This window comes from Providencia sp. PROV174 (assembly GCF_028480685.1).
Classification (GTDB): Bacteria; Pseudomonadota; Gammaproteobacteria; order Enterobacterales; family Enterobacteriaceae; genus Providencia; species Providencia rettgeri.
On the sequence record NZ_JAMPOT010000009.1, the window covers coordinates 256,530 to 272,342 of the forward strand.

Genomic DNA, 15,813 nt, shown 5'->3' on the forward strand with positions numbered 1-15,813 from the left:
TGATGATATAACACAAGTGCAATACAATTATCTAGACAGTACTATTTTTTTACTAAATTTCAGATAATAACAGCAATCAGGCATCATAATACGACACCCGATTAGCTAACAATAAAGCACAAACTCACTAATGTAGTACTCCCCTCCACTAAATTTACCCTAAGTAAATTATCTATTTATCTTTCCATTACAATGCTTCGAAATAGCCGTTAATTTTCATGACTAAATCAGGTGAGGTTTCATCCAATATATCAATATTATGCCGTTTAAATAGTGCAGCACAAACCCCCATACCAACTTTTAAATTACCATCAAACTGGCCACTATAGATATGCTGGCTACCACACGAAGGGCTATTACTTTTAAGTACAACTAGTCGCACATTCATTAATTGGATTTTTTCCAATGCAATATACGCACCACGAATAAACTCTTGCGTGACATCGATATTATCGCTACCGACCACACTAGCTCGCCCAGCGAATACATCATCACCATTTCCCCCTATTATTTCTGCAGATGCTCTTGGTGTTGGTAGCCCACCAAAAACTTCAGGGCAAATACTGATGACTAGACCATCCTCATAGAGTTTTTTCAAAGGAGTATATAATTGATGTTTCCCATCATACCTTACACAATACCCTAATAAACAAGCGCTTACCGCAATCATAACTAATCCTATTAATAGATCTAACTCTTTAAGGTATTTTGCATGATTATATTAGACAACAAGTTCACGAAATACTTCGCGCTAATAGTGCTCGCAAAATAAATAAAAACTCGTCCAATCATCAAGATGAATCGCCTCAGACTAGGAAGTAACTAACGCGGACTAAATTTATCTTAGTTTTATTGACACTTAAAACGGAGACCTGTATTGTCCTTGTTTATAAATAGATGCTTAGGAAATTTAAATAAATGGCACACATCACTGTCAGTGTTGAATACGGTATCCATTGCCTACTTTGGTTTGTTGATAATCCCGAACGCTCTCTTAGCAGTAGAGAACTTGCAGAGTTACAAGGTATCTCTCCAAGTTTTCTAGCAAAAATTTTGCCTCGGTTAGAAAAAGCTGGGATCGTGAGTTCAAATGAGGGAATTAGAGGTGGATATCGGTTAGCATTACCTCCTGAAAAAATTACATTTCTATCTATAATTGATGCAATAGAAGGCTATAAACCTCTTTTCGAGTGCCAGGAAATACGCCGCCGCTGTGCTGTTTTCGAAGAAAATGGTTTACCGCAATGGGCCATTTCTGGCACCTGTTCCGTACATAAAGTCATTCTTCAAGCTGAAAATGCAATGAGAGATGTATTAGCTAACCAAACCCTCGCTGATGTGGCGCAGCGTCTATGTCAAATCGCGCCTAATAGCTTTTATAGAGATGTAAACTCCTGGATGGATCAAAAAATTGAGGCTAGAACAGTTCGTTCAAACAAAGGAGGTCGTGGGAAAACATAACATATAATCCTATAGCCTTACCTTAAATTCACATCGTTTGTATTTAATTAATAACATCTTCACTGGTGTGGGTTTTTATTATTTAAAATTTGCAAATGAGCACTTAAAGTTAATCTTCAAAGGAATTCAATAATGACAGCTAAAATTGTTATTGCAGGGTCTGGTTTTGCTGGTTTTTGGGCTGCTATTTCAGCAATGCGGGTAATTTCACAAGCTAATAAAGAAAATAGCATCAAAGTTATTTTAATTTCACCAAGGCCTAACCTCACTATACGGCCGCGTTTATATGAAGCAAAGCTGGATAATATGTCCCCAGATATTTCAAAGCAGTTAGCTGCCGTCGGCGTTGAATATATCGCAGGTGAAATCCAGAATATCGATACAGATGCAAAGTTATTAACCGTTAATCTAGCTAATGGCAACCAAACTACGTTAGTTTATGAGCGCTTTGTTCTTGCAACCGGTAGCCAATTAAATGTCCCTCCCGTTCTTGGATTTGATGAGTATGGCTTTGATGTTGATTCATTAGAAGCTGCACATCGTCTTGAAACACATTTACAAGCACTAAAGAACAAACCAGAAACTTTAGCGAGAAACACCGTTGTGGTAGTCGGTGGAGGGTTAACAGGCATAGAAAGCGCGGCGGAAATGCCAGCTCGCCTGAAAACAATCCTTGGTGATACAACAGAGAGTCGAGTATTCATAATTGATTCAGAAGTCACTGTGGGAGCTGGAATGGGAACCGACATTTCACCTGTAATTCAGCAAGCTTTAACTGAATGTGGCGTTGAATTACGTGCAGGGTTGCGAGTCGAAGCACTAAGCCCAGATGGTGTTACTCTGTCAAACGGTGAACACATAGATTCAAATACCGTCGTATTAGCGACAGGTGTAAAAGCCAGTTATCTAACAAAACAAATTCGTGGTGAATATGACGCTAGTGGTAGGATTATCTCGGACAATTATTTACACGCACAAGCTGTCTCAAATGTTTTCGTCGCAGGAGATACTGTCAAAGCACCCACAGATGAACAAGGAAATCATAATTTAATGACTTGCCAACATGCCCTAAGTTTAGGCCGTGTTGCAGGGCATAATGCAGCCGCTGAACTGTTAGGGCTTCCTCTTCATCCTTACAGTCAGCCTAAATATGTAACCTGCCTTGATTTAGGGGCTTGGGGGGCTCTTTATACCGAAGGTTGGCAGAGAGAAATACATTATATTAAAAAGGAAGGGAAAAAAATAAAACAAGAAATAAATACTAAGTGGATATACCCGCCTGAATTAGAAAAAAATGAGCTATTTGCTATCGCCGCTCCAAATTATGTCATCGTTCCTTGAGGTAAAATTTAGATTTAATATATTCAAGTAAAATAAATCGGAATAACCGCATAAAAATACAATAAGTATGATTTGTATTGCTTTGTGTCGTTTATTTTTCAATACTGATAAATAACTAAATATTAATAAGGTTTAAATATGTATATTAAAAAAATTATATTTGCTTTTTCATTACTTACTTTTGGGTCAGTATCACAAGCCCAAGTTGTTAATAATAATAACCCTTTAAAATATAGGCATTTTAAAACAGATTACGCTACGATGGTCGAACTCGCGAATAAAGAACGTTTACCTTGGAGAGTCTTCTATGAAAGTCCTAGTGAAGGCGCTAATGCCGAATGGTTTGATGCCGTAAAGCAGGGAGATTTAGACAAAGTAAAACAAATGGTTACTGAGGGGCAAGATATAGAAGCCAAAGACACTGGTAGCTTAGACCAAACGGCTCTGGGATGGGCTGCCTTTATTGGTGATGAAGCAATGGTTGATTATCTTATCTCGCAAAATGCTAATCTTTGGGCAACCGATACCGGTGACGTATATAACGTACTAAAATCAGCGGTACTTGGTAATAATGTTAATGTTGTAAAAAAAGTCCATCAGCTAATGAAAGACGAAGTAGACTTGAATAATCAGCAAATTGAAAGTGATGGAGAAACATTAGTCATGATAGCCGCGAGTAATAATAGAATGGAAACGGTTAAATACTTATTATCGCAAGGGGCAGATATTAACCGAAGTACAACGACTGATGATGTAACCATGTTTTCTTATGACCAAAGTGCATTAACTTATGCATGTAAAAATAATCTTCTAGAAATGCAAAAATTCCTTATTGATAATGGTGCACTAAATCATCGTACCGATAAACCATCTTGTAATTGATTTATAGGAATATTGGGTAATAACAGAATTATTTTCACCAATCATGCAAATAAGTTATTTTTAGCATAACAAAAGTATTGGACGTACCCTTCTATATATTAAATAGCCTGATTCCGATTAGATATCGAAATCAGGCTATACAATCAATTGACTAAAAGTGTCCAACTTTATGTGGTTACTTCAAGCTTAATAGAACAGCTTGTAAATGTAGTCATTCTTTTAATGAAAATTACTGGCTATTACGCATGTCCATAATCATTTTGCCATCATAGTCTGCACCAACAACAATATTAGGCACTTCACCTTTATATTTGTGAGCTTTAATTTGTTCAATCTCTAACTGTTTCCAATTGATCATTTCACGGGTAATAGTACGTTGTAATATCGCATTAGCTTCAGCTTCTTTCTGTGCAGCATACAATTTTGCATCCGCTTCTTGACGCATCGCAAATGAACTTGCTTGTGCATTACGTTCCCTAGCGATGGCTTGTTGTTCAGCAGACTCTCTCTCTGCTTCTGCAATAACAACCTTTTTCTGAGCTAATTCACGCTCTTTTTCTGCCTCTGCTTTTGCTTGGTTAATTTGCTCTTGGCGCATTTTCGTATTAACGACTTGCTCTTGTACAACTTCAGGCAAAGTAATATCTTGGATCATGATTTCTTTTATTGTGTAGCCATAAGGGGATGCATACCCTTGAATAGCATCACGAATAGATTCTTGTAATTTTCTTTGTGTATCTGCTGTATAAAGATCTTGCGCATTAGCAACATCTTTACCAAATTCCAAAATCGTTGAAATCAATTTTTGGCGTACATATTTATCTAAAGCTTCACTTTCTGTACCACCATTAATACGTAATACTGGTGCTTTAGAGCCATCAAACTGAAGCATTACCGTAATATCAACAATAGATTTTAATTTATCTTGTGAAGGTACTCTTAGCTCTTTTAGAGATACACGAATATCTTTTGTTGAGTACGTATCAAACGTTGTAAACGGGTTAATTGGAAAATGTAAACCTGCATCATAAGCCACTGGGTCGACTTTTCCTAAAAATGTTCCAACCTTAACCGAACCATCTTGTACAATGGTATATGAGTTAATACCTACGAGGCCGATAACTAGCAGTAATGCAGCGCCGACAACCAATTTAATCATTGATTTAAATTGCATGGTTAATCCCTATCAAATAATAATTATAATAAAGCGCCTATTGTCACTACTTGTTTTCTAACTACAAGTCTAATATTCCTAAATTTTAGCTATTCAATGGTAAAATCGTTCAAATTACCATCAATCTTAATTTATCTAATGCAAACGTAAAAGCACACATATGACTTTCATGTGTGCTTATATTTTCATTATATAATGACTCATCGCTATAAAATAATTAAATTCCCTAGTGCTGGTCTTATTGAGCTATCTAATTAAATTAACTGATTATTCCCTATTTCTTTAAAGCCATTACTATAACTATACCAATCAATTGCTTCATTTATTAACGCTTCCGTCGCATCAATAAATTGTTCTGGGCTATCCTTTGATATCTCCTCTAATATTAAAGGAATTTCCGTACATCCCATAACAAACTTATCGACCCCTATTGATTTTAATTTATTTATATAAGGATAAATAAGCTCTTTTGCTTTTCTAATATCCCCTGATTTATACGAAATAATACTCTGCATTATTTTATATTGATTCATCTCATCAGGTTCAATACATTCAACACCATGTAAACTTAATTTATTTTGATATAGTTTTGTTTGAATAGTCGCTGTTGTTGCTAACAAAGCGACTTTTTTTACACTATCTTTTAAAATTTTATTACATGCCGCATTTATAATACTAATAAAATGAACCCCTGTTTCTTTGATTAAATCCTCATACCAGAAATGAGCCGTATTACATGGCATTATAATACAAGATACACCTGCATTTTCTAGTATTTTTAGGTATTCAATCATTGCTGGTAATGGTGATGGGCCGCTATAAATAATATTTTCCGTTCTATCAGGGATATCAGGTATCGACACAATAATAACAGGAATATGTTCTTGGTCTTTTTTGGCACCTGTATTATTAATGAGTTTTGAAAAAGCATCTGCGGTTGCACCGGGACCCATTCCCCCTAACATACCTAATATTTTTTTCATAATACCTCCTTCAAATTGATGATATCATGACATAATGTTTTCCTTTCGTAATTGCAGAGTTTCTATAAGTTATGCTAAATTTGCATAGCAAAATTAATAATTATAATATTAGAGGACACAATGATCAGTAATCTTGAAATTAAATGGTTGCACGATATTGTTGTACTAGAAGAGTGTCGCAGTTTTACATTAGCGGCAGAAAAAAGAAATATCTCTCAATCATCGTTTAGTCGAAGAATTCAATCCATTGAATCTTCTGTTGGTTTTGAAATATTCGATAGAAACACTAACCCACTACAACTCACCCCTCAGGGAAAAAGCTTTATTGTTTATGCAAGAAACTTACTTGATGATATTTATTTTCAAATAAATAGAATTAAAGGGGTTGATAATGACAAGCAGCGAGTAAATATTTCTGCTGCTCATTCACTTTCTGTTTTTTTACTTCCTGATTTTATATCTCAATTTTCTAAAAATATTGATAAAATATTCTTTGTTGAATCAATAAATGTTGATGAAGCTGTTCATAAGCTAAAAGAAGGACAAAGTGATTTTATTTTATCATTTTATAATGAAGAATTGATGTCATCACCTTTCTTACATGCAAAAATATTAGACAGTCAATTACACTTAGTCTCTCTATGTGATAAAGAAAAAAAACCTATTTACACTCTTGATGGTTCAATACTTCCCTTAATGAAATATACTGATGAAAGTTATATGGGAAGACAGGTTAATCAATTAATGAATAAATCAGCCGATCTGCCCTTTGAACTCTCATTTGTTTCATCGATGAGTGATGTATTAAAACGTATGGTATTAAATGGTAGTGGTGTTGGCTGGTTACCTGATTACTCAATTAAAAATGAAATTAAGCAAAATGAACTGGCTATTCTCGATCCCAGCTTATCGATAAATATGGGAGTTTATATCTATCGTACTGAAGCTAGATTAAATATTTCATCGGAGCGTTTTTGGCAATTTATGCGTAATCAAACAACTTAGTATGTTTCATACTGTATAAAAACCCCTTCTATTGCTATAAGAAGGGGTATACTGAGCATTAATGACTATGGTGTGAATTATTCTAGTGTAGGTGTTACTTTATCATTCAGTGTAACTTCTGGCTCTGCATTAATACGCCCTTTTCTTTCTTCTAAACGTGATATTACGGCGGTAGAAATACTATTTCCAACGACATTTGTTGCCGTTCTTCCCATATCTAAGAATTGATCAATTGCCAGTAATAATAATATACCCGCTTCAGGTAAACTGAACATCGGTAGCGTTGCTGCAACAACAACAATCGAAGCACGAGCCACACCAGCCATCCCTTTACTCGTCACCATTAAGGTTAATAAAATAAGAATTTGTTCTGTAATACTAAGGTCAATTCCATAAGCATTCGCAATAAATAACACTGCAAAAGACTGATACATCATTGAGCCATCAAGGTTAAATGAATATCCCAGTGGTAGTACAAAACTGGTCACTTTTTTAGGTACACCATACTGATTCAACGCTTCCATTGTTTTTGGATACGCAGACTCACTACTTGCAGTCGCAAATGCAAGAGCAACAGGTTCTCGAATAAGCTTTCCTAAATTGAACACAGATTTTCCTAAGAAGATATAACCTGCGAAGAATAATACCGCCCATAATACTGCTAATGCGACATAGAAAAGCCCTATAAGTTTGCCATAATCATAAAGCAGCCCTAAACCTTCGACGGTCACTGCTGAAGCAATCGCGGCAAATACTGCAATTGGAGCAAAACTCATCACATAGTCAGTAATACGGAACATAATACGTGATAAATCTTCGATTAATGTAACGATTGGGCTTTTTTGATCTTTGCAAATATATGCGAGAGCTGAACCAAAGAAAATGGAGAAAACTAATATTTGTAGGATCTCATTATTTGCCATCGCTTCCGCAAAACTTTTCGGGAAAATATGGGTAATAAATGCCTTTAAGGTAAAACCAGAAGTATTTAAACCACTATCTACAGCAACTGCCGGGGCTGTTAAATTTAATCCAACACCTAGTTGGAATACATTAACAAAGATCATGCCTATTAATAATGAAATTACTGCTGCAGAAATAAACCAAACCATGGCTTTAATTGTAATACTACCCACAGATGAAGAACCACCCATAGAGACAATTCCAGAAACAATTGTCGCAAATACTAATGGTGCTATTATCATTTTAATTAGACGTAAAAAAACATCAGTAATAATATTTAGATAAGAAGCAATATCTTTCGCTTCTTCTACCGATGCAGCATAATTATGACACCCCCAACCTAATATGATACCTAAAACAATCGCTATCATTATTTGTTTCATAAGTTTATGTCTGTTCATTCGTACCCCTATTTTATTTATTTATCGTTATAGAAATAAACTATAACTCTTTATTGGATGCGACTCTTGAGCCTGAAGCCGATAGTTACATTTTTTTAACTTAAAGAGAAATGCAAATGGGCGAAAAGCCATGCAAAAAATGCATAGCTGTTAATTTTATTTAAAAACAATAATATATCATCATTTATCTTAAATACAGTTTATTTTAGTCCATCTGTATTTTTTATAAATTACAATATTTTTTAAGTTTCTAATTTATTTAATTACAAATCATTAATAATGATAAAACTCAACTGATAGAAAAAACTTAGCACTATAATTAAATTAGACAAGTTTACTATCAATTATCTTTAACTGCTCACAAAGGCTTACGGCCTCTAATTTACTTTTAATATTGGTGAATCCCAATAATAAAAATGGTGAAACCATATTCTTTATCGACCATTCATTCAAAGATTCTATTTTTAGCCCGTATTCGTTTGCCAACTTCACATAGTCTCCAATAGATTTACCATTGACCAACTTAACTAAAATATGCATTCCTCCACTTTGAGGTTGAATTTCAAATATATTAGGCAGTACCTCTGAAATAGCCTCTATTAGAAAGTGTTTTCTTTGACGATATAAGTTGCGCATCTTTCGTAAATGTCGCAAAAAATGTCCATCATTAATAAATTGACTAGTTACCTGTTGCTGCCATATTGGACACTGATTACCTAAGACCTCCGCAATGGAATGAAAATGCGCGATAACAGATGGTGGGACCACAATATAAGAGAGGCGTAAAGCAGGGAATAACGTTTTGCTAAATGTGCCACAATAAATAACCCGTTCTTGGCTATCTAAACTTTTTAATGCAGGTAAAGGCCTTCCTTGGTAATGAAATTCACCATCATAATCATCTTCAATAATCCAACTACCTTGTTTATTTGCCCATTCGAGTAATGCCAATCTTCTTTCTAATGATAAAACAACATTTGTTGGGCTTTGATGAGCCGGTGTAACCAGCACAAAATTTGCACTAGGTGCTAATAACTTACCTTCTTCAACATCGAGTCCATTATTATCAACAGAAACAGGAACTAACTTTAAACCAATTTGCTGTAAAAAATGGCGAGCAATATGATAACCGGGTTCTTCAAACCACCCTACGTCTCCATGATTAAATAGGCATTGAGTAATCAGGTGCAAACTCGCTCTATGACCAAAACTAATAAATATTTGTTCTGCAGAACAAGAAATCCCCCGTGACACCATCAAATAACGCGCAAGCCCTTGCCGTAATTCAATAACACCTTGTGAATCAGGGTAACTTAATAAGTCAAAACGACTTTCACGTAATATTTTCGCAGATATTCTTGCCCATAGCTTTGTTGGAAATGCATCAAGGGCTGGAGTGCCTAATTGGAATGGCTGCAATTCATGAAATTTATTTGTGATAACTTTGGCATTCTGTTCACTCTTTGTTTTATCCGTAGTTTGTTCATTCCCTATTAACTTTCGGTTCTCTACTTCAAAATCTAGATATTGACCTTTATTTTCCAATAATGAGTGTACTGTCCGTAATTTTTTTACTGTATCCGCAACAAATGTCCCTTTTGCTCCTTTTGACTCAATAATTCCTTCACTCAGTAACATTTGATAGGCTAATTCGATGGTTCCCCGAGCAACATTTAGCTCACTAGCCAATACCCGTATTGAAGGCAAGCGTTGTTGAGCTTGTAATTGACCGCTTTTAATACCTTCATGTATACGCTGATAAACTTGTAAATATAGCGGTGTACTTATTTGAGCATCAACTTTTATTAACATACTCCCTCCAACTAGAATACCATTCCAGCTATCTTGTCATAGCTAGTTTGATTAATCTTGTCTCTTTATCCTAGGTCAAGCTAGCCTTATATTACATCTATTACAAATAATCATTACAAAATATTGCATTTTATCTGACAACAAAATATGTAAGGAATCACTCATGAGTGAACTGAGATTAGCCTATAACAATTTATCACCTGAAGCTTATAAAGGGCTTATTGATTGCAAAAATGCATTGGATAAAAGCGGGCTAGCTAAAGAACTGATAGAACTCATCTATTTAAGAGTTTCACAAATCAATGGCTGTGCATTTTGCCTAGATATGCATGCAAGCTCATTGCGTTCAAATGGCGTTAGTAACAAAAAAATTGATACTCTCGCTGGCTGGCAAGTCAGTCATCATTTTAATTCATTAGAACGCGCTGCATTAGCTTGGACAGAAGCTGTTGTTAACATAGCTACCAGTGGTACATCAGATGTACTCTTTAATGAATTAAAACACCATTTTTCTGATGCTCAAATTTCTGACCTAACTATCGCTATTGGTTTAATGAGTGCATTTAATCGTATAGCAATAGCACTGAGACAATAATAAAAATTTGCATAAAAAAAGCTTGTTACCATAATGGTAACAAGCTTATAAAGTCTATTTTTGACGCTATTTTTCTTCATCACGTAGCGTTAAAACTTCATAGCCATCTTTAGTGACTAATACCGTATGTTCCGATTGTGCAGATAATTTTTTATCTCTCGTTACAACTGTCCAACCATCTTTTTTTGTTTTAATTTTCATTCCACCTTGGTTGATCATTGGCTCTATCGTAAATGTCATTCCTTCTTTTAATTCTACCCCTTTCCCTCGTACACCATAATGAAGAACTTGCGGGTCTTCATGCATTTCACGGCCAATACCATGCCCACAATATTCACGTACAACACTATAACCTTTAGATTCCGCATAATGTTGAATAGCGGAACCAATATCACCTAACGTTGCGCCTGGTTTAACTTGCTTTATGCCTTCCCACATAGCGGCATAAGTATCTTTAACTAATTTACGTGCCAGTGGTGAAGCTTCCGGCATAACATACATTTTACTTGAATCGGCAATGAAACCGTTTTTCTCTAGCGTAATATCAACATTAATAATGTCTTTTGCTTTTAAAATTTCATCTGTTTTTGGAACGCCATGGCAAACGACTTCATTTAGAGACGTGTTCAAAACATATTGGTAGCCATATTGCCCTTTACTGGCAGGCCTTGCTTGTAACTCATTAACAATATAGCTTTCAACCTTATCATTAATTTCCATCGTAGAAATACCAGGTACGATAAATGAATCCAACATCTTAAAAACACTAGCCAAAAGTCGTCCAGACTCACGCATCAGTTCAATTTCTTCTGCTGTTTTAATTGTAATATTATTCATGAACCTTTCCTTTTAATTCAATTGACTCTTTCTCTAACATTTCATTGATTAACATAGTAAATGTCTTATTCGGGTTTAATTCAGCTTGCATTCCAATTTTAATCCAAAATTCTGCCTGTGAATTAATCGATCGGGACATAACTTGGCTCGCATGGCGTAGATAATCATGCAATTCATCTGAAATTTTTACGATACCCAAAATAACCTCAACAATATGATATGTATACAAACCATGTATAGATCATATAACAGGAAGGTGATGATTCAAAGTACTCACGTTTTGTATAGCACAAAGCGCATGAAAAACAGCCTGTAAATATCACTATTAAGTTTCTTAAGTTAAATGCGCTGTCAAAGTATTTATGGTGTTGATCCGCTATGATGGAGCCCGAGGTATGTAATTCCTATGTGTAAATTAACATTATTTTGATTGACTCGGCCATTTACTGTTTAACAGCTCTACTCTTTATAAACTAACGACCCGATTACTGCATGAACTCAATAAATAAAAGCTGGAGAAAAATATGTATAATAAAATTTTAGTTCCGATTGATATAACAGAAAAAAGCTTAGCACATTTAGTTATGGCACATATTCAATACCTTGCTGAATATGAAAAAGCACATATTCATTTTTTAGCGATTATTCCTACTGTCCCTTTCTATACCACGATGGGATTTGGTTTTGCTGAAAAAGCGGATAGTGAACAAGATAATGTTACAAGACAACTCGCTGAGATTATTAAAGAATTTAATCTTTCAAGTGATAAGTACAGCGCGCAAGTTTTAATGGGAACACCAAGAGATGAGATTTTACGCGTTGCTGAAGAAATTTCTGCTGATTTAATTGTAATTGGCTCAAAGCGTCCCGGCATGTCCACATATTTTTTAGGTTCGACAGCATCAATGGTTATTCAAAATTCAAAAATTTCTGTTTTAACGGTTCGATAACCACTATCAATTATAATAACCTAGGTAACCTATTATTGGGTTACCTTGTTTTTTCGTGTTAAGCTTACATATCGACATTATTCACTCTACTAGGCTATATATTACAGGTTTATTTTTCACTCAAGGAATGCAATGAAAAGATACTTTCTCTGGATCAGTATAAGCATCAATATTATTCTTGCCATCGCTTTAATTACAGCTATTACTTTGTTTTTTAACCTGAAAAATCAGGTGATGACTATCGTTGAGCAAGTAAAAACAGGAAAGTATATCGAGCAGGTACAACAGCAAACCAAGCAACTGATTCCAAATACGCTAAATGAATTAAAAACCTTAGAAATTGATGGTGACTCGTGTGGCCAATTTTATCAAAAAGTCGATGAAGTTATTGAATACTTAAATAATAATCCAGAGATTATTGGGGCACAAACCTACACTGATCAACTGTCTTCAGTAAAAATGGCTATTGATAAAACTCCGACTATATTAAAAGACAAGGCCTGCAAAAAGGGTGTTTCAAGTATTAATTATATCGTTAATGCACTACAGCCTGATGAACTATAACGGGTTTATTTATTAATACTATTAGAACGCTCATAATCCAACCAATTGATAAACTGGATTAATTTTCCCACGAATTGCTCATCAGCAAACGGAGCTGTACCTTGATATAAAAAATAATTTATCTCAAATTGCCGTTCAGGATAACGTTGGACAAATTTCTGTGTGTATTCTGATAATGTTTCAGGCCAGTCATTGTCATTTTTCCAACGTAAAATGCTGGTCGAACGAATAAGCTTTCTCGATGCCGCCCGATATAATAACTTTAGTTCAGCGTCATCATTACAATGATTAATTTGGTCAATATAATTATTGAGTACATTAACAAAATCACCATTAACTGCTTCTGCTATTTCACGCGAAGGGATAAATTGGCTAAAATGTGTAGCTAAATCATTCCCATAAATGCAACGGCAGTGATGCTTAATCCAATATCCCCAACTATATAAATTAGCCTCACTCATCACATCCGCAAGCATACCTACATCAAAATCAATTTTGCTGACTTCTGTATGATTAACCGTCAATTGAACTTGTATTTCATTAAGTCTGGTTGTTTCTAATTGGGTAAGATCGTCACATAATATGATGCACAGATCTAAATCTGATTGTTGAGGTTTTGCACAGCCCTTTGCAACACTGCCATAAACATATAGGCTATGGAGCTTTTCTTTTAATATGTGACTCAGCCAGTAAATAGATTCTGTTATTACTGACTGAAATTCCGATTGAAAAGGCCTTTCCTCAAGAACAGGGATACACGCATAATCTTTTAACTTCATAACCCGCTAACTCTCTAAGATAAGTGTTTCTGTTTGTACTAACCATTCATAATAGCCAATAACCTCACGACCATTTAACCAGCGAGACAACATATCTAATACTAACATTACACTGACTTCTTGCTTTTCTTTCTGCGAATGATTATTTGGCAAATAGTGAATTCTTTGCACATAACACTTACCTGGAGTTGATAATGCAACGTTTAGATACTGCTCATGATATTCACCAATCACTAAACCAATAGATAAAGGGTGGTTAATCGTTATATTTTGAGCTCTTTGTGCTAGAGTTTCTAATGTTTGCTCCACATCAAGTGGTAAAATTTGACTGTCAGAAATAACGATTCCTGCTGAATCCAATGTCCAATTTAATAACCCTGCACTAAATTGTTCACTAGCTATTACGTTTAATTTCTTTTCTTTTAATAAGTTACCAATTTTTTGTGCTAAACCTTCAGTACCTTCAAATATCAGATTATCCCCTACTCCTTGCTTCACGAGTTGCCAATCTCTCTCCATCAATTCTTTTTGTGATGCAGGCCCCGTCAGTTTTAATTCAATAATAGGCATTGAGGAGCGGTAGCCTAAAACACAATTTTCAGGTAAAGGTAAACTATCAAATTGCTTCGCAAGACTACTTTCACTACGACCGAAACTGGTTAGACGTAAACAAATTGGCGGCTCTGGCAATGTAAACCGTTCACGTAACCTCGGCAAAATTTGCTCATTCACCATAACTTTAAACTCTGAAGGAACCCCCGGTGTAAAAAAAATTAGACAATCATTCAAAACTAATGAAAACCCACAAGCTGTTCCTACTGGGTTATCAATTAATTCCGCATTGGCAGGAAGTAGCGCTTGCTTACGATTTGTCTCAGGCATAATTCGCCCTCTAGCAATAAAATAGCGCTCCATAACCTCAATCCACTGTGAATGCTCAACTAATGGAACTCCCGCAGCTTTAGCCGCTGCCAGAGCACTTAAGTCATCACTTGTTGGCCCAAGCCCGCCATTAACAATCAGAACATCTGCAGATAAACTACGTTCAAGGAAAGTAGCGACTAAACTATCTAAATCATCACCAACAGTTGTTCGGCTACTCAAAGGGAGACCTTGTTGAAAAAAACAGTCTGCCAACCAAGCTGCATTTGTATCAATTATTTGTCCGTGTAAAACCTCATCGCCAGTACTCAGCATTTCAACAACTAACATCCATGACTCCCTTATTATACAAATTACACTAACTTGCTAAATTACCTTATTATTAAGCTGACTAACATCAATATTTATTCAGCTTAATAATCCTGTAAAAATCCTCTACAACCCATTAAAAATAAATAGTTTAAGATAATTCTCAGAATATATAGTCATAAAAAGGCTATAGTTTTATATGCAATTGAATCCATTATTTTTTACCGTAATAATAGAGGATACATGTTCAAGCTAAAACCAATTAAATCTATCGCACTACTTTCTTTATTTTTATTTATTTCCGGATGTCAACTTGGGGGCTCTACAAATTCCAATTCAAACTCAGATTCAAAATTTGGGGAATTAAATGAGTTAAAAACGATAGAGTTTCCTTCCACAGAAGCACCTAAAGGTCTTGCTGAAGGCGCATTTGAAACTGAGTACGATAATGGCCAGCCAAAATTCAAAACTTGGGTATCTAAAGGATGTTTGGATAAGTACATCAAAACCTACTATGAAAATGGTAATCCTGAATCCCTAATTCAACTTAAAAACTGTAAGATAAATGGAACTGTCCGCAACTACCATGAAAATGGCCGTATCGATATCGAATTAACCGTGCTACAAGGCAAGTTATCAGGACCATTTAAAATCTACCATAACACTCCAAGTAATAAACCAAACATTACTGGTACTTTTAAAAATGGAGAACTTGTTGGCACAGTAACTGAATTTGATGAAAATGGAGTGATTATTTCTAAAGCACTGATCCGTGATGGTGAGGTCATCGTAGTAGAATAATTCAATGAACAAAATAAAGCAGAAGCATATGATTTACAAAGATAGCTAAAAAAGAAACCCGCAAATTAGCGGGT

At 35.1% G+C, this 15,813-nt stretch carries 17 protein-coding genes; 8 read left to right on the forward strand and 9 right to left on the reverse strand.

The annotated features are described in order from the left end of the window. Positions 1-187: 187 nt before the first annotated feature. Complete coding sequence (locus tag PSE60_RS08545) at positions 188-670, reverse strand: DUF523 domain-containing protein (RefSeq protein WP_210840033.1); 483 nt, start codon at positions 668-670, stop codon at positions 188-190. A 248-nt stretch (positions 671-918) separates the two neighbouring features. Between PSE60_RS08545 and PSE60_RS08550 the strand changes: the two genes are divergently transcribed. The 3 genes from PSE60_RS08550 (at position 919) to PSE60_RS08560 (ending at position 3,684) form a co-directional block, all read left to right on the forward strand. Next, positions 919-1,461 (forward strand): RrF2 family transcriptional regulator, encoded by a 543-nt coding sequence (locus PSE60_RS08550; protein WP_004910219.1) that lies wholly within the window; start codon positions 919-921, stop codon positions 1,459-1,461. Positions 1,462-1,593: 132 nt separating this feature from the next. Further along, the gene (locus PSE60_RS08555) at positions 1,594-2,802 is read left to right on the forward strand and encodes an NAD(P)/FAD-dependent oxidoreductase (protein ID WP_272665132.1); all 1,209 of its coding nucleotides are present in this window, start codon (positions 1,594-1,596) and stop codon (positions 2,800-2,802) included. Positions 2,803-3,063: 261 nt separating this feature from the next. Further along, complete coding sequence (locus tag PSE60_RS08560; RefSeq protein ID WP_272665133.1) at positions 3,064-3,684, forward strand: ankyrin repeat domain-containing protein; 621 nt, start codon at positions 3,064-3,066, stop codon at positions 3,682-3,684. A 229-nt stretch (positions 3,685-3,913) separates the two neighbouring features. Here PSE60_RS08560 and PSE60_RS08565 read toward each other — a convergent pair whose 3' ends face one another. Together PSE60_RS08565 and PSE60_RS08570 are read right to left on the reverse strand one after the other, a co-directional pair. After that, positions 3,914-4,858, reverse strand: coding sequence for an SPFH domain-containing protein (locus tag PSE60_RS08565; RefSeq protein WP_004910213.1), 945 nt, complete (start codon positions 4,856-4,858; stop codon positions 3,914-3,916). A gap of 254 nt (positions 4,859-5,112) precedes the next feature. Further along, entirely contained in the window at positions 5,113-5,841 is a 729-nt protein-coding gene (locus PSE60_RS08570; RefSeq protein WP_272665134.1) for an aspartate/glutamate racemase family protein, read from the reverse strand. Positions 5,842-5,961: 120 nt separating this feature from the next. Between PSE60_RS08570 and PSE60_RS08575 the strand changes: the two genes are divergently transcribed. Then, a complete protein-coding gene (locus PSE60_RS08575; RefSeq protein WP_272665135.1) occupies positions 5,962-6,846 on the forward strand; it encodes a LysR substrate-binding domain-containing protein in 885 nt (294 codons plus the stop codon). A 77-nt stretch (positions 6,847-6,923) separates the two neighbouring features. On the opposite strand, the gene PSE60_RS08580 is transcribed toward PSE60_RS08575, so the two are convergent. Beyond that, the gene (locus PSE60_RS08580) at positions 6,924-8,210 is read right to left on the reverse strand and encodes a dicarboxylate/amino acid:cation symporter (protein WP_272665136.1); all 1,287 of its coding nucleotides are present in this window, start codon (positions 8,208-8,210) and stop codon (positions 6,924-6,926) included. 324 nt (positions 8,211-8,534) lie between these two features. Continuing rightward, a complete protein-coding gene (pdxR, locus tag PSE60_RS08585) occupies positions 8,535-10,022 on the reverse strand; it encodes a MocR-like pyridoxine biosynthesis transcription factor PdxR (protein WP_272665137.1) in 1,488 nt (495 codons plus the stop codon). Positions 10,023-10,185: 163 nt separating this feature from the next. Between pdxR and PSE60_RS08590 the strand changes: the two genes are divergently transcribed. Beyond that, positions 10,186-10,617: a carboxymuconolactone decarboxylase family protein gene (locus tag PSE60_RS08590; RefSeq protein WP_272665138.1), complete on the forward strand. Its 432-nt coding sequence runs from the start codon at positions 10,186-10,188 to the stop codon at positions 10,615-10,617. Between the two features lie 66 nt (positions 10,618-10,683). Here the strand turns inward: PSE60_RS08590 and map are convergent, their stop codons facing one another. Then, a complete protein-coding gene (map, locus tag PSE60_RS08595) occupies positions 10,684-11,454 on the reverse strand; it encodes a type I methionyl aminopeptidase (protein ID WP_004263445.1) in 771 nt (256 codons plus the stop codon). Next, complete coding sequence (locus tag PSE60_RS08600; RefSeq protein ID WP_004910200.1) at positions 11,447-11,653, reverse strand: ParD-like family protein; 207 nt, start codon at positions 11,651-11,653, stop codon at positions 11,447-11,449. Before PSE60_RS08600 ends, map begins: the two co-directional genes overlap by 8 nt. Before the next feature lie 325 nt (positions 11,654-11,978). Here PSE60_RS08600 and PSE60_RS08605 point away from each other — a divergent pair, with 325 nt between their 5' ends. Further along, positions 11,979-12,404, forward strand: a complete 426-nt coding sequence (locus PSE60_RS08605; protein ID WP_272665139.1) for a universal stress protein — start codon at positions 11,979-11,981, stop codon at positions 12,402-12,404. A gap of 132 nt (positions 12,405-12,536) precedes the next feature. Continuing rightward, complete coding sequence (locus PSE60_RS08610) at positions 12,537-12,968, forward strand: DUF5339 family protein (protein WP_210839602.1); 432 nt, start codon at positions 12,537-12,539, stop codon at positions 12,966-12,968. Between the two features lie 5 nt (positions 12,969-12,973). On the opposite strand, the gene PSE60_RS08615 is transcribed toward PSE60_RS08610, so the two are convergent. Both PSE60_RS08615 and PSE60_RS08620 read right to left on the reverse strand, forming a co-directional pair. After that, on the reverse strand, positions 12,974-13,747 hold the full coding sequence (locus PSE60_RS08615) for a nucleotidyltransferase domain-containing protein (protein ID WP_210839609.1): 774 nt from the start codon (positions 13,745-13,747) through the stop codon (positions 12,974-12,976). A 6-nt stretch (positions 13,748-13,753) separates the two neighbouring features. Further along, on the reverse strand, positions 13,754-14,959 hold the full coding sequence (locus PSE60_RS08620; protein WP_272665140.1) for a nicotinamide mononucleotide deamidase-related protein YfaY: 1,206 nt from the start codon (positions 14,957-14,959) through the stop codon (positions 13,754-13,756). 222 nt (positions 14,960-15,181) lie between these two features. Here PSE60_RS08620 and PSE60_RS08625 point away from each other — a divergent pair, with 222 nt between their 5' ends. After that, positions 15,182-15,739, forward strand: coding sequence for a toxin-antitoxin system YwqK family antitoxin (locus PSE60_RS08625; RefSeq protein ID WP_272665141.1), 558 nt, complete (start codon positions 15,182-15,184; stop codon positions 15,737-15,739). The last annotated feature ends 74 nt before the right edge of the window (positions 15,740-15,813 follow it).